This is a genomic window from Streptomyces sp. NPDC059456 (genome assembly GCF_042750055.1).
Lineage (GTDB): Bacteria > Actinomycetota > Actinomycetes > Streptomycetales > Streptomycetaceae > Streptomyces.
This window is the reverse complement of record NZ_JBHYVA010000103.1, coordinates 1-17,389: the sequence shown is the minus strand read 5'-3', so window position 1 is coordinate 17,389 and position 17,389 is coordinate 1. Positions and strand designations below refer to the sequence as shown.

Here is a 17,389-nt window from a genome sequence, read left to right as displayed (position 1 = left end):
GTCCGGCCCCCCCGGCGGGCCGGACGGCCTCCGGCCCCACTCCCGGGTTCTCGGCCCAGCCCGGCTCCCGGGCATCGGGTCCATTCCGAACGCGGCCCGGATCCCGGGTCGGCGGGTCCGGTCCGCGGCCTCCGGCGCGGGGCGCGGCCCGACCAGGTCCGGACCCGGCTCTCGCCGCCCGCCGGCCGCGGGGCGTTCGCCCCGCTGCTCGGCAGCCGGATCGGACTCCGGGCCGGTTCCCGGCCTGCGGCCTGCGACCCGGTTCCCGGCCCTGCGGCCTGCGGCCTGCGACCCGCGACCCGGTCCGCGGTGTGCCGCAGGACTGGCCCAGCCCGGAGTCCGGGCCCGTTTCCTGCCGGCTCCGCGGCTCCCGGATCGGCCCGGGGGGCTCGGACCTCGGGTTTCCGGTCTGCGGCGCAGCCCCCGGGCTCGGACCGGAGTGCGGGTGCCCGGGCCGGCGTCCGGTTCGGTCCTCGCCGAGCCCGGTCCCCCGGGTTCGGTCCGGGTTCGTTCCGGATCGGGTCCCGGCCCGGTGGCAAAGCCCGGTGGTTACCCCATTCGGGTCTGGTCGTTGTACCCGTCGGGCCCCCCGGCTGTCACCGCAGCAGCGCCCGCCGCCTGGCACCCCACGACAGGGCCGGCCCCTGCCGCAGACCCGTTCCCGTGAGGACACCGCATGACAGCCCCGCCCGGCACCCCACCCCCGCTGCCCCTGCTCGCCGGCGGCCGCGGCGGCGCCACCGCCCTGCGCCCCCTGCTCGACACCGTCCTCGACGCCCTGCACAGCGGAGCCCGGGAGCGCGGCGGGCCGATCCCGGCCGGCGGCCCCGACGCCCTCGCGGCCCGCGTCGCCGCCGCACTGGGCGACGTACTCCCCGCCCACGGCACCGGCGACCACGAGGCGCTGCGGACCCTCGTGCACACGCTCGCCGCCGGCGCCGCCGACCCGGCCGACCCCCTGTGCGCCGCCCACCTCCACGGCCCGCCCCTCGCCGTCGCGGCCGCCGCCGACCTCGCCGCCGCCGCCCTCAACCCCTCCCTCGACTCCTGGGACCAGGCCCCCGCCGCCTCCGCGATCGAAGCGCTCCTCACCCGCACCCTCGCCGCCGAGTTCTACGACACCCCCGCCCCCGACGCCCTCATCACCACCGGCGGCACCGAAGCCAACCAGCTAGCCCTCCTCCTCGCCCGCGAACGCCACGGCCCCGGCCTCACCGTCCTGCACGGAGCCAATGCCCACCACTCCGTGCCCCGCGCCGCCTGGCTCCTCGGACTGCCGCCCGCCCGAGCCCTGGCGACCCCCGCCGGCACCCACGACCCCGCCACCCTCGCCGAAGCCCTCGCCACCACCCCCGCACCCGTCCTCGTCACCGCCACCGCCGGCACCACCGACGCCGGCCTGATCGACCCCCTCGAACCCCTCGCCGACGTGTGCGAGCAGTACGGCGCCGAGCTCCACATCGACGCCGCCTACGGCGGCCTCCTCGCCCTCAGCCCCCGCCACCGCCCCCGCCTCAGCGGTCTCGGCCGCGCCCACTCGCTCACCGTCGACCTGCACAAACTCGGCTGGCAGCCCGTCGCCGCAGGCCTCCTCGCCGTCCCCGACACCGCCCTGCTGGCCCCCCTCGCCCACCAGGCCGACTACCTCAACGCCCCCGACGACACCGAAGCGGGCTTCCCCGACCTCCTCGGCCGCTCCCTGCGCACCACCCGGCGCCCCGACGCCCTCAAAATCGCCACCACCCTGCGTTCACTCGGCCGCGACGGCCTCGCCCGCCTCATCGACCGCACCTGCGACCTCGCCCACCACCTCGCCCGCCTCCTCGACGCCCACCCCCACTTCGAACTCCACGCCCCACCCACCATCAGCACCGTCCTCTTCCGCCCCGCCCACACCGACGACACCCACCTCGCCGCCCTGCGCCGCACCCTCCTCCTCGACGGTCACGCCGTACTCGGCCGCGCCACCGCCGACGGCCGCCTCTGGCTCAAAGCCACCCTGCTCAACCCCCACACCACCGCGCAGGACCTGGCCACCCTCGTCACCCTCCTGGAAGGCAGCACCCACCGATGACCGCCCAGCTCGATGCACCCCACGACCTCGTCGGAATCGGCATCGGCCCCTTCAACCTGTCCCTCGCCGCCCTCGCCCACGGCCTCCCCCACCAAGGAGCAGGCGAACTCGCCACCGCCTTCTACGACCAACGCCACGACTTCCGCTGGCACCCCGGGCTCCTCATCGACGGCACCACCCTCCAGGTCCCCTTCCTCGCCGACCTCGTCACCCTCGCCGACCCCACCAGCCCCTGGACCTTCCTCAACTACCTCAAGCACAAGGAACGTCTCTTCCCCTTCTACTTCGCCGAGCAGTTCCACACCCACCGCGCCGAATACGACGCCTACTGCCGCTGGGTCGCCGGCCGCCTCCCCGGACTCCACTTCGGCCACCAGGTCGACGCCGTCCGCTGGAACCCCGAACGCGACCTCTTCGAAGTCGACTACACCCAACTCGACACCGACGGCGAAGCCGAGGCCCTCGGCCGCACCCACACCCGCAACCTCGCCCTCGGCATCGGCACCGCCCCCTACGTCCCCGAACCCCTGCGGCCCCTCGCCGACGCCCCCACCGTCCCCGTCGTCCACTCCGCCGACTACCTCGACAACCGCCGGCGCATCCTCGGCGCCGACCACGTCACCGTCATCGGATCGGGCCAATCCGGAGCCGAGGTCTTCCTCGACCTCCTCCGCACCCGCCCCGTCGGCCGCGAACGCCTCGCCTGGCTCGCCCGCACCCCCTCCTTCGCCCCCATGGAGTACTCCAAGCTCGGCCTCGAACACTTCACCCCCGACTACACCCGCTACTTCCACGCCCTCCCCGAACCCGTACGCGACCAGCTCGTCCCCGCCCAATGGCAACTCCACAAGGGCATCGACGCCGCCACCATCACCGCCATCCACGACGAGCTGTACCGCCGCACCCTCCACGGAGGCTGGCCCGACGTCGTCCTCACCCCCGGAGTCAGCGTCCGCACCGCCGGCCGCGTCGCCACCACCAAGGTCGAACTCCACCTCGAACACATCCAGCAAGGCACCCGCTCCCGCCTCACCACCGACGCCGTCGTCCTCGCCACCGGCTACCGGGAACGCCCCCTCACCGGCCTCCTCGCAGGCCTCGACCCCTACCTGCGCAAGGACTCCGCCGGCCGCCCCCGCATCGACGAGAACCACCGCATGATCTGCGACCCCTCCGTCACCGGCAGCGTCTTCGTCCAGAACGGCGAACGCCACACCCACGGCGTCGGCGCCCCCGACCTCGGCCTCGCCGCCTGGCGCAGCGCCGCCATCCTCAACACCCTCACCGGCAAAGAGCCGTACCCCCAGCCCACCCGCACCGCCTTCACCACCTTCGGCCTCGAACAACGCGAACACAGCCGCCCCGCCCCCACCGTCGAACTCCGCCCCCTCGTCGACCACCCCTGAGGCCCCCCGATCGACCCCGTGCCCCACGCCAGGCCCCCGAACGCAAGCAGCCGGGCCCTGCCACAGCAGGACCCGGCCACCCGAACCGGACCGAACGGACCGAAACCGAACGGACCGACTAGAACACCGGAACCCCGGCCCGCGTCAGCCGCCAGTCCACCGAAGCGAACTGCGCCGGATCGATCGTCCCCTTCGCCTTCACCCACTGGATGATCGTGTTGCGGATCTCCTCCGAGTTCGCCCACACCTGCTTCGCCTGCGGCACGTGCGGGAAGTTCCCGCCACCCGACGCCCGGTAGTTGTTCACCGCCAGCACGAACCGCGCCGCCGGGTCCACCGGCTGCCCGCCGAACGACAGGTTCACGATCCGCGAACCCGCCGGCTGCGCGATGTCGATGTCGTACGCCAGCCCGTACACCGCGTCGTAGTTGTAATCCGGCGTCGCCTCCGAATTCGTGATCTTCGCCGGGTCCACCACCTCACCCGGAGCCGTCCGCACGTAATACCGCGCCGAGAACTCCAGGTAGTCCTTCAGCTGCGCACCCGTCAGCACCCGTGCCTCGAGGGTGTTCTCGAACGGGTACAGACCCGCCGCATCCTTGATCGTCACCTGACCCGCCGGAATCGCCGCCGTCCGCGAGAAGCACGAGGCCTGCGACAGCACCGGCAGCGCCGCGTACTCCCCGCCCGCCAGCGCCGCCTTCACCGTCTCCACCTGCACGTGGCTGATCAGATCGATGATCGCGACGTCCTTGACCGGCCCCTCCGCCGACGACATCGCCTGCGTCGACGTACCGATCACCTGGTTGACGTACGCCACGACCTTCTTGTGCTCGTCCGACAACAGCCGCACGATCTTCGGGTCCTCGGCCACCGTGTTCGAGTTCAGCACCTTCGCCGACACCTTCGCCACCGACCAGCAGCCCTTCGACCACGACAGCTCGAAGTCGAACAGCGTCAGCCGCTGACCCCACTTCAGCGGCTCCGACAGCACCACGTCCTTGCCGGTCGCCCTGTTCTTCACCCGGTACTCCGGGATCTCCGTGTGCGCGTGCCCCACCAGGATCGCGTCGATCCCCGGCACCTGCTCCGCCACCAGGGCCGCCGCGTTCTCGATGTACGGCAGCTGGTCACCGTACGAAGACGTACCGCTCGAACCCGAATGCGCCGACACGATCACCACGTCCGCACCCATCGACCGCAGCTTCGGCACGTACTTCGCCGCCTGCTCCTCCAGACCCGGGAACGTCATCTTCCCCTGCACGTTCGCCTTGTCCCAGATCGCGATCCCCGGGTTCGTCAACCCCAGCACCGCCACCTTCACATCACGCCCGTGCGGCGTCCGCAACCGGTGCATGCTGTACGGGGCGAACGCCGGCCGCAACGTCTTCGCATCCAGCGCATTCGCCCCGAGCAGCGGAAAATCACACTGCTCCTCGAACTTGCGCAGCACCGGGATCCCGTAATTGAACTCGTGGTTCCCGAGCGCCGCCGCGTCGTACCCGATCGCGTTCATCGCCTGCGCCATCGGATGCACCGGACCACGCCGCGCGGTGATCGGATCCACCTTCGCGTAGTAGTACGACAGCTGCGTCCCCTGGATCGTGTCACCCGCATCGATCATCAGGGTGTTGCAGCGCCCCTTCTCCGCCCGCACCTGGTTCACCAGCGTCGAGATCTTCGCCAGACCGACATCGTTGTGGGCCTTGTCGTCGAACTCCTTGTCCGTGAAGTAGTCCCAGTTGAAGACGTTCCCGTGCAGATCGGTCGTACCCATCACCGTGAACGAGTACGTCCGCGACTTCGCCGAAGCCTCCCCGGCAACCCCCGAAGCCTCCCCGGCCGCCGCAGCCGGAGAGCTCGTGGCCCCCGCCAGCGCGACAGCGGCACCCGTGGCCGCCGAAGTACCCAGAAACGTCCTACGGTCGAACGCCATGCCATCTCCCCTTGTGAGGCGTGAACAACGCGCGCTAACAACGCGCGTAGATTCTGACCGATCGGTAACAACCCGCAACACCCCCAGCAGGTTTCGATCCGATGACCACCGACCCGCCCACACCGCAGTGCGACAGTGGAAACCATGACCCAAGACCCCGCACACCAGCCCTACGGCACCCCCGAAGTGCCCCGCGTGGCCGTCCGCGGCGAAGCCCGCCTCGAAGTCGACCCCGAAATCGCCCGCATCGGCATCACCGTCACCGCCCGCGGCACCGACCGCCGCACCGCACTCGAAGACCTCACCCGCCGCAACAACACCGTCCTCGACCTCGTCAAGAGCTACGGCGACGCCATCGAGAAACTCGAAACCGGCGCCTTCTCCATCAACCCCGAACTCACCCGCCACGGCCGCGCCGAACGCATCCGCGCCTACCACGGCAGCGTCCGCATCACCGCCGAACTCGGCGACTTCACCGCCCTCGGCGAACTCACCACCCGCCTCGCCGACCTCGAACTCACCAGCGTCGACGGCCCCTGGTGGGCCCTGCGCCCCACCTCACCCGCACACGGCGAAGCCCGCCGCCAAGCCGTACTCGAAGCCGTCCAGCGCGCCCGCGAATACGCCACCGCCCTCGGCGCCGACCTCGCCGCCCTCGTCGAACTCGCCGACCTCGGCGTCGAGAACGCCCTCCCCTTCCAGGCCGCCGCCCCCGGCGCCGGCATGCGCACCATGGCCTTCAGCACCACCGACGAGACCACAGCCCCGCCCCTCGATCTCGAACCCCAACGCCAGACCGTGCACGCCCAGGTGAACGCCCGCTTCACCATGACCCCGCCCCAGCTGTGAACGCCACCCGGCAGGGCCCGTGGACCCTGGAACCGCTGCGCGCCGAACACGCCCCCGCCCTCCTCGCCTTCGAACGCGAGAACCGGGCCTGGTTCGCCCGCACCGTCCCCGACCGCGGCGACGCCTACTTCACCGAATTCACCGCCCGCCACCAGGCCCTCCTCGACGAACAGGACACCGGCCTCTCCCGGTTCCACCTCGTCATCACCCACGACGCAGCCGTCGCCGGCCGCGTCAACCTCGTCGACATCGAAGACGGCAGCGCCGAACTCGGCTACCGCATCGGCGAACACGCAGCCGGCCGCGGCCTCGCCACCGCCGCCGTCACCGAAATCTGCCGACTCGCCGCCGAGACGTACGGCCTCACCCGCCTCACCGCCGTCACCACCCTCGACAACGCGGCCTCCCGGACCGTGCTGACGCGCAACGGATTCGTCCAGGTCGGCACCCCCACCGTCGACGGCCGCCCCGGCATCCGCTACGAGCGCACCCTCACCCCCACGAGCTGACCGAAATCGCGCACGAGAACGTGTCCGGGGGTGCTCATCAGAGCACCCCCATGCACATTCAACAATTGTCAACAACCTTTTGCCCAAAGGTTGTTGAGTGGACACCCGGAACCAATTTCCTACTGCCTGGTAGGGGCATACCCTCGCCCCATGCGACGAGCAAAAATCGTATGTACCCTGGGCCCCGCCACCGACTCATACGACCAGATCAAAGCCCTGGTCGAAGCCGGAATGGACATCGCCCGCCTCAACCTCAGCCACGGCACCTACGCCGAACACGAAGACCGCCAGCAGCGCGTACGCAAAGCCGCCGACGAAACCGGCCGCAGCGTCGGCATCCTCGCAGACCTTCAAGGCCCGAAGATCCGCCTCGGCCGATTCGCCGAAGGCCCCGTACTCCTTGAACGCGGCGACGAATTCACCATCACCGTCGAAGACGTCCAAGGCGACCGCCACACCTGCGGAACCACCTACAAGGGCCTCGCCACCGACGTCACCACCGGCGAACGCATCCTCGTCGACGACGGCCGCGTCACCCTCGAAGTCACCGCCGTCGAAGGACCCCGCGTCCACACCCGCGTCATCGAAGGCGGCATGGTCTCCGACCACAAGGGCCTCAACCTCCCCGGCGTGGCCGTCTCCGTCCCCGCCCTCTCCGACAAGGACATCGAAGACCTCCGCTGGGCCCTGCGCACCGGCGCCGACGTCATCGCCCTCTCCTTCGTCCGCAGCGGCAGCGACATCGAGGACGTCCACCGCATCATGGACGAAGAGGGCCGCCGCCTCCCCGTCATCGCCAAGATCGAAAAGCCCCAGGCCGTCGAAAACATCGACGACATCGTCGCCGCTTTCGACGGCATCATGGTCGCCCGCGGCGACCTCGGCGTCGAAATGCCCCTCGAACAAGTCCCCATCGTCCAAAAGCGCGCCGTCAAACTCGCCAAGCGCAACGCCAAACCCGTCATCGTCGCCACCCAGATGCTCGACTCGATGATCGACAACTCCCGGCCCACCCGCGCCGAAGCCTCCGACGTCGCCAACGCCGTCATCGACGGCACCGACGCCGTCATGCTCAGCGGCGAAACCAGCGTCGGCAAATACCCCGTCGAAACCGTCAAGACGATGTCCCGCATCGTCGAGGCCGCCGAAGAGGACATCCTCGCCAAGGGCCTCCCGCCCCTCACCGAACGCAGCAAGCCCCGCACCCAAGGCGGAGCCGTCGCCCGCGCAGCCGCCGAAATGGGCGACTTCCTCGGCGCCAAATTCCTCGTCGCCTTCACCCAGAGCGGAGACACCGTCCGCCGCCTCTCCCGCTACCGCTCGCCCATCCCCCTCCTCGCCTTCACCCCCGACCCCGCCACCCGCTCCCAGCTCAACCTCACCTGGGGCGTCGAAACCTTCCTCGGCCCCCACGTCGACTCCACCGACGCGATGGTCGCCCAGGTCGAAGAGGAACTCCTGCGCATCGGCCGCTGCGTACCCGGCGACGTCGTCGTCATCACCGCCGGCTCGCCCCCCGGAGTCACCGGATCCACCAACCTGGTCCGCGTCCACCACATCGGCGACCCCGTACGCTGACCCGCCCGCACACCCACCGCGTCGGGCCCCTCCCGCCCGACGCGGCCGCTCTGGAATCACGCCGCCATGAACCACACCCGCCGGACGACCGGTTCCGGCTCACCCCTCGAAACCCGCAGCGGGGCCCTCGGCCGAGTCGGCTAGTACTTCGGCCCGACGTGGGCGTCCATGAGGGCCACGGAGCCCTTTCGGGCTACGGAGACGTTGCGGGCATTGGCCTGCCTCCACTCCACGCCGAGGCGGTCCAGCGTGCCGGTCAGGAGACCGATGATGTCGGCCGATTTGTTCGTGAAGAAGTACCGCGGGTACTCGTACCGCTTGCCGTTGCGCACGGTCCAGTTGGTGATCCGGCACCCGTCGGAGTGGATCAGCCCCCGGACGAACTCCCATGGGTGGGCGTCGACGATCTCCCGCTGCCATCCTTCGAGGGCGATCCGCCGCTCGTGTTTCCGGCCGGACCCGTGCTGGGGGAACAGGCAGGTCCAGTGCCGTCCGTAGCTGGTGACGGCGACGCAGCCCTGGCGCTGCAGCACGTAGGCCTTGTGGTCGGGTCGCACGGCGGTGATCGCTGCGCGGCACAGCTCGATCAGCCCCGGCCACGCGTCGGCGCAGGCGATCCGCAGCTGGTGCCCGCCGCGGGGGTGCGGGCTGATGCAGCCGTCGCCGAGGTAGAGGCCCAGCAAGTACGCGTACGAGGCCTGGTCGGCCGGCGGTGCACAGGGTTCGGCCTGCGGGAGCAGGCGGGGGAGGGGTTCCAGCCGGGACCGCCATCCCCGGATGGCGGAGCGGGATATCCCCGTTTCCTTGCTGACCGCGTTCATGCTGCGCCCGTCGGCGAGCAGATCCAGTGCGTGCCTGCGCGTGGCCACGTCGTACATGTGGTCGACGCTGCACGTGCGCAATTCGCTCACGTGGCGTATTCCGGTGAGCTTCGCCGAAACGAGCGAAGGTCACGCGAATATCGCGTGACCTTGGAAAAGAAGGAAAGTGCCCCGGGTCGGACTCGAACCGACACTGAATGGGTTTTGAATCCATCGCCTGCTGCCAATTGGGCTACCGGGGCCCAACGAATCAAAGGTTACCCCCGACCCGCTGCGAGTCCACCTTACCGCAGCTAGGTAGGCTCGGGGGAGCTTGTTATGCCCCGCACCGAGGAGCCATCGTGACCGCCGAGCACGAGTCGACGCCCACGCCCGACGCCGACCAGCCGCACGTTCCGCCGCTGACGACCCGCGTCGTCATCGCCGAGGACGAGGCGCTCATCCGTCTCGACCTCAAGGAGATGCTCGAAGAGGAGGGCTACTCCGTGGTCGGCGAGGCCGGCGATGGGCAGACCGCCGTCGAGCTGGCCCGAGAGCACCGCCCCGACCTGGTGATCCTCGACGTGAAGATGCCGGTCCTGGACGGGATCTCCGCGGCCGAGAAGATCGCGGAGGAGTCCATCGCGCCGGTCCTGATGCTGACGGCGTTCTCGCAGCGCGACCTCGTCGAGCGGGCGCGGGACGCCGGCGCCATGGCGTACCTGGTGAAGCCGTTCAGCAAGAGCGACGTCGTGCCGGCGATCGAGATGGCCGTGTCGCGGTTCGCGGAGCTGAAGGCGCTGGAGAAGGAGGTCGCGGACCTCTCCCAGCGGCTGGAGACGCGCAAGCTCGTGGACCGCGCCAAGAGCATCCTGCAGACGCAGTACGGGCTGACCGAGCCGGCCGCGTTCCGGTGGATCCAGAAGACCTCCATGGACCGCCGCATGTCCATGCAGCAGGTTGCCGAGGCGGTCATCGAGGACGCCGAGGAGAAGAAGAACGCCGCGAAGTAGCGGGTGCGCGTACGCGTGAGGCCCCCCCCCGGAATCCGGTGGCGGGCCTCACGTCCGTGCGGGTGGTGCGGGATCAGTCCTCGCCGAGGTAGGCCTTGCGGACGTCCTCGTTGTGGAGGAGTTCCTGGCCGGTGCCGGAGAGCACGATCTTGCCGATCTCCATCACGTGGGCCTGGTCGGCCAGCGAGAGGGCGGCCTGGGCGTTCTGCTCGACGAGCAGGATGGTGGTGCCCGTGGCCTTGAGCTCGGCGATGGTCGCCATGATCTTCTGCATCATCAGCGGGGAGAGGCCCATGGAGGGCTCGTCCAGCATGAGGAGCTTGGGCTGGGACATCAGGGCCCGGCCCATGGCGAGCATCTGCTGCTCACCGCCCGAGAGGGTGCCGGCGGCCTGCTTGCGGCGTTCGCCCAGGATGGGGAACATCTCGTAGGCGCGCTCGATGTCCTTCTCGATGCCTTCCTTGTCACTGCGGAGGAAGGCGCCGAGCTGGAGGTTCTCGGCGATCGTCAGCCGGGGGAAGATGTGGCGTCCCTCGGGGGAGTGGGCGAGGCCCAGGGAGACGATCTTGTGGGCGGGGACCTGTGCGAGCGGCTTGCCGTCGAAGGTGATGGTGCCGCCGGCGGGCTTGAGCAGGCCGGAGAGGGTGCGCAGGGTGGTCGTCTTGCCGGCGCCGTTGGTGCCGACGAGGCAGACGATTTCGCCCTGGTTGACCTTGAAGGAGATGCCCTTGACGGCTTCGATCTTGCCGTAGGCGACCTTGAGGTCGTTGACCTCGAGCAGTGCGGTCACTTGGGGTCTCCGTCCGTGCTGGTGGTGCTGGTGGTGCCGGTGGCGCTGTCCGCGTCGGTCTCGGCCGCGGGCGCGGGCTCGGCCGGTGCGTCGGCGTCGGTCGCTGCTTCGGCCTCGGCTTCCGCCGGTGCGTCGGCGGCAGCCTCGGTGTCGGCTTCAGCCTCAGCCTCAGCCTCAGCCTCAGCTTCAGCCTCGGCCGCGGCCTCTGCCGGTGCGTCAGCCTCAGCCGGTGCCTCAGCCTCAGCCGGTGCCTCAGCCTCGGCCGGTGCCTCGGCCTCCGCCGGTGCCTCGGTCTCGGTCCGCTCTTCCGCGGCCTCGACCGCGGCGGCTTCCGCCGCGCCCGGGTCGCCTTCGAAGGGCTCGCCGAGGTAGGCGGCGATGACGCGCTCGTCGCCCTGGACTTCGGCCGCGGTGCCCTCGATGAGCTTCTCGCCCTGGACGAGACAGGCGACGCGGTCGCAGAGGTTGAAGATGAAGCGCATGTCGTGCTCGATGACGAGGACGGCGATGCCCATGTCGCGGATGGCGAAGATGAGTTCTTCGGCAGCGCGGGTTTCCTGCGGGTTCATGCCGGCGGTGGGCTCGTCGAGGAGCAGGAGGCCGGGGTCGCTGGCGAGGGCGCGGGCGATTTCGAGCTTGCGCTGCTCGCCGTAGGGGAGGTTCTTGGCGAGGTGCTGTGCCTTGTGCTCCAGGCCGATGAACTCCAGGAGTTCCATGGCGCGGGCTTCGCTGGCGGCTTCGGCCTTCTTGAAGCCGGGGCCGCGCAGGAGCGCCGACCAGAGGCCTTCCTTGGTCCGGGTGTGGCGTCCCACGAGGACGTTCTCCAGGACGGTCATGTTGGAGAAGAGCCGGATGTTCTGGAAGGTGCGGGCGATGCCTGCCTTGGTGACGAGGTGGGGCTTGGGCGGCAGGACGGTGCCCTTGTAGCTGACGGTTCCCTCGGTGGGGATGTACAGCCCGGTGAGGCAGTTGAAGAAGGTGGTCTTGCCGGCGCCGTTGGGGCCGATGAGGCCGACGATCTCGCCTGCGTTGACCTTGAGGTCGACGGAGCGGACGGCGGTGAGGCCGCCGAAGCGCATGGTGACGCCGCTGGCTTCGAGGACGGTCTCGCCGGCCGGGGTGGCGGCGGGGGCGGGGGTGGTGTCGGTGGTGGTCGTCATGGTGTTCACGCACCAGCCTTGGCGGTGGCCAGGTCCGCGGGGGCCTGGTCAGCGGTGTCGTCGTGGTACTCCAGCTGCGCGCGCTTGTTGGCGATGAGGCCTTCGGGGCGGAAGCGCATCAGGATGATGAGGGCGATGCCGAAGCCGAGGAGCTGGTAGTCCTGGAGGAAGGACAGCTTGGCCGGGATCAGGAAGAGGAGTGCGGCGCCGAGGATGGGGCCGCGGATGGTTCCCATGCCGCCGAGGATGACGGCGGCGAGGAGGAACGCGGAGTTCGGGGGCACGGGGCCGGCGAACTGGTACATCTCGGGGACCACGGTGTGCTGGACGTGGGCCTGGACGGTGCCGGCGAGGCCGGCGAGGGTGGCGCCGAGGGCGAAGGCGATCAGCTTGACGCGGAAGCCGTTGATGCCCATGGCGGTGGCGGCGGTCTCGTCCTCGCGGATGGCGACCCAGGCGCGGCCGATGCGGCTGCTGCCGGCGCGGCTGAAGACGACGACCACGACGACCATCGCGAGCAGCATCAGCATGTAGTAGTTGGCGTAGGCGCCGAGCGTGATGCCTGCGACGGTGTGGGACTCCCCGAAGTTCCATCCGAAGATTTCGAGGTCGGGGATGTTGGTGATGCCGTTGGGCCCGTTGGTGATCTTGGGGCCGGAGACGCCGTCGAGGTTGCCCATGGCGATGCGGAAGATTTCTCCGAAGCCGAGGGTGACGATGGCGAGGTAGTCGCCGCGCAGGCGCAGGGTCGGTGCGCCGATGACGACGCCGAAGACGAGCGAGGCGAGTGCGCCGGTGAGGACCGCGGCCCAGAAGGGGAAGTGCACGTGGAAGGCGGAGGACGCGCTTCCGGACACGAGGGCCGCGGTGTAGGCGCCGACGCCGAGGAAGGCGACGTAGCCGAGGTCGAGGAGGCCGGCGAGGCCGACGACGACGTTGAGGCCGAGGGCGACGGTCGCGAAGATCAGGATGTTGACCGCGATCAGCGTGTAGGTGTCGCCGCCCTGCTGGGTGAGGGGGAAGGCGATGGCTGCGACGAAGGCGGCGATGACCGTGATCTGGCGGTTGTTCGCGGTGATGTCGCTGAGGCGCTGGGTGAGGCCGGACTTCATGACCGCGAAGGAGGCGAACGAGACGAGGATCAGGTACGCGGTGAAGAGCTGCGGTTCCTTGTCGTCGGTGTCGATGCCGAAGGTGACGACGTAGAGGCCGATGGCGAACACGGCGACGATGATCAGGATCTCGGCCCAGGAGGACAGCTTCTTCGCCGGGGCGGCCTTGCGGGTGTCGTCGGGGAGCTTGTACGCGGCGAGGACCGGGATCAGGCTTCCGAGGACGGCCACGTAGGCGCCGGGCTCGAGGTGGACGAGCCCGCCGAGGACCCAGGCGATGGCGAGGACCGTGAAGAGGGTCGTCGCGAGGGTGCCGAGGGAGAGGATCCAGATCGCCTTGCGCGAGCCGGCGGGGGTGAGCCAGCCGAGGCCCTTGATGCCGAGGGCGGAGAGCGCGTGCAGGGCGGTGAGGACGGCGCCGACCAGGGTGAGGAGCTGGAGCTGGGCGGGGTTGCCGTTGATGGTGAGGTTGCCGGGGAACTCGGTGGTCCAGGTCCAGGCGAGGAAGGCGCTGACGACGGCGAGGAGGCTGCCGCCGACGATCGCGTAGAGCAGCGCGGTGCGGGAGGTGGCACCGGTGGCTTCGGCGTCGAGCGGGAGGGTGGCTTCGTTGGTCATGGTTGTCACGCCCTATCCGCGACGCGCTGGCCGAGGAGGCCTTGTGGCCGCACGAGGAGGACGACGATGAGGAGTACGAAGGCCCAGACGTTGGACCAGGCTCCGCCGCCGAGCTGCTGCATGCCGGGGATGTCTTCGATGTAGGCGATGGAGAGGGCCTCGGCGAGGCCGAGGACGATGCCGCCGACCATGGCGCCGTAGATGTTGCCGATGCCGCCGAGGACGGCTGCGGTGAAGGCCTTGAGGCCGAGGATGAAGCCCATCTCGAAGTTGATCTGGCCCTTGTCGAGGCCGTAGGCGACGGCGGCGACGGCGGCGAACGCGGCACCGATGGCGAAGGCCATGACGATGATGCGGTCGGTGTTGATGCCCATCAGCTTCGCGGTGTCCGGGTCCTGCGCGGTGGCCTGCATGGCGCGGCCGCTGCGGCTCTTCTGGACGAAGGCGCCGAGGGCGAGCATGCAGAGGGGGGCGAGGATGAGGACGAAGGCGTCGGAGCGCTGGATGGACAGGCTCGAGGTGATCTTGAAGGCTTCGCCGGTGAACTCGGGGAAGCTGACGGCCTTCTTGGCGTCGGGGTAGAAGCCCCAGACGAGCTGCTGAAGGACGATGGACAGGCCGATCGCGGTGATGAGCGGGGCGAGTCGGGGGGCGTTGCGGAGGGGGCGGTACGCGAAGCGTTCCGCCGCGGTTGCGACGGCTACGGAGGCGATCGCGCCACCGATGATCATGAGCGGTATCGCCACCAGGAGGGACGTGCCGCTTGGGAGGGCGGCGTAGGTGGTGACGGCGCCGAAGCCGCCGATCATGAAGATCTCGCCGTGGGCGAAGTTGATGAGCTGGACGATGCCGTAGACCATGGTGTACCCGATGGCTATGAGGCCATAAAGGGCACCGAGGGCAAGGCCGTTGGCCAGCTGTTGCGGCAGTTCGTGCACCGCAGGGCCTCCGATGTGCGTGTCGGATATGAGTCCGGGGGGGGGGGGGGTGGTGGGGCGGCGGGGGGGGGGGGGGGGGGTGTTGGGGGGGGAGCGGGGGGGTCGAGGGGGGGGTGGGTGGCGGTGCGCGCGCCGGGGGGGCGGGGGCGGGGGGCGGCGCGGGCCGCCGCGCGCGCGCGCCCCCCCCCCCCCCCCGCGGCGTGGTTCATTTGGGGAGGATCAGGCCGGGAGCGGCCTGGGTCTTCGGGTACTTCGGGTGGTGCCGGGGAATTACTGGTTGAAGGTGTCGCTCTTGACGTCGACCCACTTGCCGCCCTCGACCTTGTAGACCGTGAGCTGCTTGTTGGTGGTGTCGCCGTACTCGTCGAAGGCGACCTTGCCGGTCACGCCTTCGAAGGAGACCTTGCCGAGCGCCTCGACGACCTTGGCGCGGGCGTCGGTGGGCAGCTTGCCGCTGTTGGCGGCGACGACGGCCTTGACGGCCTGGATGACGGACCAGCCGGCGTCGTAGGAGTAGCCGCCGTAGGCCGCGTAGGGGTCCTTGTAGCCGGCTGCCTGGTAGTCGGCGATGAAGGTCTTGGCGGTGGGGAGCTTCTCGACGGGGTAGCCGATGGAGGTGGAGAGGTCACCCTCGTTGGCCTCGCCGGAGGCGGTGATGAAGGCCGGGTCCTGGATGCCGTCGCCGCCCATGAGCGGGATGTTGGCGCCGGTCTTCTTGACCTGGTCGGCGAGGAGGCCGCCCTCGGGGTACTGGCCGCCGAAGTAGACGGAGTCGGCGCCGGAGGACTTGACCTTGTCGGCGGTGGAGGAGAAGTCGGTCTCCTTCACGGTGACGTGGTCGGTGCCGACGACCTCGCCGCCGAGCTTCTTGAACTCGTCGGAGAAGATCGCGGCGAGGCCGGCGCCGTAGGTCTGCTTGTCGTCGACGACGAAGACCTTCTTCTTGCCGGCGTCCTTGAAGAGGTACTGGGCGGCGAACTTGCCCTGGACGACGTCGGTGGCGGCGGTGCGGAAGTAGGTCTTGAAGGGGCGCTTGAACTCGCCCTTGCCCCAGTTGTCGCCCTGGCTGAGCGAGGGGTTGGTGTTGGCGGGGGAGACCTGCGCGAGGTTGGCGGAGCCGAAGACGCCCTGCATGGACTGGGCGACGCCGGAGTTCAGGGGGCCGACGACGCCGATGACGTCCTTGTTGCCGACGAGCTTGGTGGCGTTGGCCTGGCCGGAGGCCGGGACCGCCTGGTCGTCGAGGGCTTCGACCTTGAACTCGATGCCCGGGACCTCGTTGTTCTTGTTGGCCGTCTTGGCCGCGAGGTCGACGGAGTTCTTGATGCCCTGGCCGAGCGCGGAGAGCGAGCCGGTGAGGGGGGCGTCCACGCCGATGACGACGACGGTCTTGGAGCCGTCGGCCTTGTCCCCGCCCTTCGCCTCGTCGCGCGAACCGCAAGCGGTGAGGGTCAGTGCTCCCGTGGTGATCACGGTGGTGAGGACGAGCAGAGAACGGTGTCGCACGATTCTTCCTTTCCCTGGCGCGGCCTCCTCAGATGAGGTGCCGTTGGGTCGCCGGGCCGCACTGGGATGTCCACGGCCGTGCTGGGTCGCGCCCTGCGGCGCGGTGACTGGCCGTGACTCTAGGCCGAGGTGGCGAGCGCGGGGAGCGGGGAAAGGAGGATGTGACTGTCTTGTTATGCCGAGGCCAAGAATGTGTGGCGGGAGTTCGGACAGATCGGGCGTTTGGCGACTTCGGGGAATGTCCGCATCGTGAGAATTCCCCGTTCCTCTAAGGGGCTTGAGGGCCTCATGCTCCTGTCATTGATCAAAAGGGACCCTGCGTCGCTGGCTGTGTCCGAAAGAATCCGGCGGGTGGCATTCCGCAGGGGAAAAAGGGGATTCTGTGGGGCGTCGGCATTACTGAGGGTAATTTTTCCTCTTGATCCACTTCGAGCGGATCGATCTTGGTCCCGGGTCCCGGAGGGCCCGCGACCTGCGGATCCGGCATGCGCCGCCGAGTGCCCGGAAGCCGGACAGCGTGCACGGGATTCCGGTCACCCGCCCGGACTCGGGAGCCGCCAGTTCTCGGAGCTCCACGTGGCCCCGTTCTGCGCGGCGCAGCGCTGCGCCACGAACCGGTCGATCAGCTCAAGTGCCTTGTCCATCCCGGCAGTTCGCTCCTCGGTGCGGCCTGCGGCGACCGCGTCCTCATGGATGGCGTACTGGTCGTTGGACAGGCCCTTCTGCTCCCAGTCCAGCCCGGCCCACTTGCTGCCCTTGAGGGTCTCTTTCGCCCAGTAGGACACCAGACTTGTGCATATCTGTGCGGGTGAGGAAGGGCTGGAAACGGGCGTTGACGGGGTCTGCGGGGCGGGTGGTGCGGATGTGGAGCATCCGGACAGGGTGAGCGCCGCGAGGAGTGCGGTGACGCCGTACCGGGCCGCGATGCGTGGCTGGGTCCCCATGAGGGGACGGTAGGCCGTCACCTTCGGTGACACAACAGGCGGTGCGGAGGTGTGGGCGGACTGGCGGATTCCGGGCGGTTGCGGGGCCGGGGCGGGGGCGGGCGCCCCCCCCCCGCCCCCGCGCCCCCCCCCCCCCGGCGGGGGGGGCGGCGCCGC

Annotated in this window: 14 protein-coding genes and 1 tRNA gene; 6 read left to right on the top strand and 9 right to left on the bottom strand. The window is 69.8% G+C overall.

Annotated features, from left to right (window positions below; genetic code table 11):
• Positions 1–676 precede the first annotated feature (676 nt).
• A complete protein-coding gene (locus ACFXA3_RS12355; protein WP_385185661.1) occupies positions 677–2,074 on the top strand; it encodes a pyridoxal phosphate-dependent decarboxylase family protein in 1,398 nt (465 codons plus the stop codon).
• Positions 2,071–3,480, top strand: coding sequence for a lysine N(6)-hydroxylase/L-ornithine N(5)-oxygenase family protein (locus tag ACFXA3_RS12350; RefSeq protein ID WP_385185660.1), 1,410 nt, complete (start codon positions 2,071–2,073; stop codon positions 3,478–3,480). The genes ACFXA3_RS12355 and ACFXA3_RS12350 overlap by 4 nt, the downstream gene beginning before the upstream one ends.
• A 118-nt stretch (positions 3,481–3,598) precedes the next feature.
• Here the strand turns inward: ACFXA3_RS12350 and ACFXA3_RS12345 are convergent, their stop codons facing one another.
• Complete coding sequence (locus ACFXA3_RS12345; RefSeq protein WP_385185657.1) at positions 3,599–5,416, bottom strand: bifunctional metallophosphatase/5'-nucleotidase; 1,818 nt, start codon at positions 5,414–5,416, stop codon at positions 3,599–3,601.
• Between the two features lie 144 nt (positions 5,417–5,560).
• Between ACFXA3_RS12345 and ACFXA3_RS12340 the strand changes: the two genes are divergently transcribed.
• The 3 genes from ACFXA3_RS12340 to pyk all read left to right on the top strand — a co-directional run bounded on the left by ACFXA3_RS12340 (position 5,561) and on the right by pyk (position 8,352).
• Positions 5,561–6,265, top strand: a complete 705-nt coding sequence (locus ACFXA3_RS12340) for an SIMPL domain-containing protein (protein ID WP_385185654.1) — start codon at positions 5,561–5,563, stop codon at positions 6,263–6,265.
• Positions 6,262–6,774, top strand: coding sequence for a GNAT family N-acetyltransferase (locus tag ACFXA3_RS12335; RefSeq protein WP_385185651.1), 513 nt, complete (start codon positions 6,262–6,264; stop codon positions 6,772–6,774). Before ACFXA3_RS12340 ends, ACFXA3_RS12335 begins: the two co-directional genes overlap by 4 nt.
• 150 nt (positions 6,775–6,924) lie before the next feature.
• The gene (gene pyk / locus ACFXA3_RS12330; protein ID WP_385185648.1) at positions 6,925–8,352 is read left to right on the top strand and encodes a pyruvate kinase; all 1,428 of its coding nucleotides are present in this window, start codon (positions 6,925–6,927) and stop codon (positions 8,350–8,352) included.
• A gap of 140 nt (positions 8,353–8,492) precedes the next feature.
• Here the strand turns inward: pyk and ACFXA3_RS12325 are convergent, their stop codons facing one another.
• On the bottom strand, positions 8,493–9,230 hold the full coding sequence (locus ACFXA3_RS12325; RefSeq protein ID WP_385185666.1) for a helix-turn-helix domain-containing protein: 738 nt from the start codon (positions 9,228–9,230) through the stop codon (positions 8,493–8,495).
• Between the two features lie 110 nt (positions 9,231–9,340).
• A tRNA-Leu gene (locus ACFXA3_RS12320) sits at positions 9,341–9,415 on the bottom strand.
• A 99-nt stretch (positions 9,416–9,514) separates the two neighbouring features.
• Between ACFXA3_RS12320 and ACFXA3_RS12315 the strand changes: the two genes are divergently transcribed.
• Positions 9,515–10,165, top strand: a complete 651-nt coding sequence (locus tag ACFXA3_RS12315) for an ANTAR domain-containing response regulator (protein WP_385185646.1) — start codon at positions 9,515–9,517, stop codon at positions 10,163–10,165.
• Between the two features lie 73 nt (positions 10,166–10,238).
• On the opposite strand, the gene ACFXA3_RS12310 is transcribed toward ACFXA3_RS12315, so the two are convergent.
• From ACFXA3_RS12310 to ACFXA3_RS12285, 6 genes are all read right to left on the bottom strand, one after another.
• A complete protein-coding gene (locus ACFXA3_RS12310; protein ID WP_054220621.1) occupies positions 10,239–10,955 on the bottom strand; it encodes an ABC transporter ATP-binding protein in 717 nt (238 codons plus the stop codon).
• The gene (locus tag ACFXA3_RS12305) at positions 10,952–12,115 is read right to left on the bottom strand and encodes an ABC transporter ATP-binding protein (protein WP_385185664.1); all 1,164 of its coding nucleotides are present in this window, start codon (positions 12,113–12,115) and stop codon (positions 10,952–10,954) included. Before ACFXA3_RS12305 ends, ACFXA3_RS12310 begins: the two co-directional genes overlap by 4 nt.
• Before the next feature lie 5 nt (positions 12,116–12,120).
• Positions 12,121–13,845 carry a branched-chain amino acid ABC transporter permease gene (locus ACFXA3_RS12300; RefSeq protein ID WP_385185643.1) on the bottom strand — a complete coding sequence of 575 codons (1,725 nt, stop codon included), beginning with the start codon at positions 13,843–13,845 and terminating at the stop codon, positions 12,121–12,123.
• A gap of 5 nt (positions 13,846–13,850) precedes the next feature.
• The gene (locus ACFXA3_RS12295) at positions 13,851–14,783 is read right to left on the bottom strand and encodes a branched-chain amino acid ABC transporter permease (RefSeq protein ID WP_054220619.1); all 933 of its coding nucleotides are present in this window, start codon (positions 14,781–14,783) and stop codon (positions 13,851–13,853) included.
• A gap of 270 nt (positions 14,784–15,053) precedes the next feature.
• Complete coding sequence (locus tag ACFXA3_RS12290; RefSeq protein WP_352212247.1) at positions 15,054–16,289, bottom strand: branched-chain amino acid ABC transporter substrate-binding protein; 1,236 nt, start codon at positions 16,287–16,289, stop codon at positions 15,054–15,056.
• A 533-nt stretch (positions 16,290–16,822) separates the two neighbouring features.
• A complete protein-coding gene (locus ACFXA3_RS12285; protein ID WP_385185639.1) occupies positions 16,823–17,233 on the bottom strand; it encodes a hypothetical protein in 411 nt (136 codons plus the stop codon).
• Positions 17,234–17,389: the final 156 nt, after the last annotated feature.

Excerpts from the sequence above, each read along its gene's own strand:
- ACFXA3_RS12355 (WP_385185661.1), top strand. The coding sequence starts at position 677 with ATGACAGCCCCGCCCGGCACCCCACCCCCGCTGCCCCTGCTCGCCGGC.
- ACFXA3_RS12350 (WP_385185660.1), top strand. The coding sequence starts at position 2,071 with ATGACCGCCCAGCTCGATGCACCCCACGACCTCGTCGGAATCGGCATC.
- ACFXA3_RS12345 (WP_385185657.1), bottom strand. The coding sequence starts at position 5,416 with ATGGCGTTCGACCGTAGGACGTTTCTGGGTACTTCGGCGGCCACGGGT.
- ACFXA3_RS12340 (WP_385185654.1), top strand. The coding sequence starts at position 5,561 with ATGACCCAAGACCCCGCACACCAGCCCTACGGCACCCCCGAAGTGCCC.
- pyk (WP_385185648.1), top strand. The coding sequence starts at position 6,925 with ATGCGACGAGCAAAAATCGTATGTACCCTGGGCCCCGCCACCGACTCA.
- ACFXA3_RS12325 (WP_385185666.1), bottom strand. The coding sequence starts at position 9,230 with ATGTACGACGTGGCCACGCGCAGGCACGCACTGGATCTGCTCGCCGAC.
- ACFXA3_RS12305 (WP_385185664.1), bottom strand. The coding sequence starts at position 12,115 with ATGACGACCACCACCGACACCACCCCCGCCCCCGCCGCCACCCCGGCC.
- ACFXA3_RS12300 (WP_385185643.1), bottom strand. The coding sequence starts at position 13,845 with ATGACCAACGAAGCCACCCTCCCGCTCGACGCCGAAGCCACCGGTGCC.
- ACFXA3_RS12285 (WP_385185639.1), bottom strand. The coding sequence starts at position 17,233 with ATGGGGACCCAGCCACGCATCGCGGCCCGGTACGGCGTCACCGCACTC.